General features: G+C 70.1%; 1 protein-coding gene. It reads left to right on the top strand.

Features of this window, described 5'->3' with window-relative positions:
* The coding region (locus tag A5622_RS26915; RefSeq protein WP_156753109.1) for an ATP-binding cassette domain-containing protein at nucleotides 1–655 on the top strand (655 nt) is incomplete at both ends.

Below are 655 nucleotides of genomic sequence, written 5' to 3'. Positions count from 1 at the left end.
CCGCGCTCCGCTCGCAGGCCGCCAAGCTCGGCGCCAAAGCCACTAAAGCCGTTGCCGCACAGAACATGTTGCGTCGCGCCGACCGGATGATGGCCGCGCTCGACGACGAGCGGGTGGCCGACAAGGTGGCCCGCATCAAGTTTCCGAACCCGGCACCGTGCGGGCGCACACCGCTGGTGGCCACCGGCCTGAGCAAGTCCTACGGGTCGCTGGAGGTGTTCACCGGCGTCGACCTGGCGATCGACCGCGGCTCGCGGGTGGTGGTGCTGGGCCTCAACGGCGCCGGCAAGACCACGCTGCTGCGGATCTTGGCCGGCACCGAGGCCCCCGACACCGGAGGCCTCGAGCCCGGCCACGGGCTGCGGATCGGCTACTTCGCCCAGGAGCACGACACCCTCGACAACGATGCGACCGTGTGGGAGAACATCCGGCACGCCGCACCGGATTCCGGCGAGCAGGATCTGCGCGGCCTGCTGGGAGCGTTCATGTTCAGCGGCCCCCAGCTCGACCAGCCGGCGGGCACGCTGTCCGGCGGTGAGAAGACCCGGCTCGCACTGGCCGGTTTGGTGGCTTCCACCGCCAATGTGCTGTTGCTCGACGAACCGACGAACAACCTCGATCCGGCCTCGCGCGAACAGGTGCTCGACGCGCTGCG

It is taken from the genome of Mycobacterium sp. 1245801.1 (assembly GCF_001673055.1).
GTDB lineage: Bacteria > Actinomycetota > Actinomycetes > Mycobacteriales > Mycobacteriaceae > Mycobacterium > Mycobacterium europaeum_A.
The sequence above is the reverse complement of the archived record's forward strand: the minus strand, read 5'-3'. Positions and strand labels throughout refer to the sequence as shown.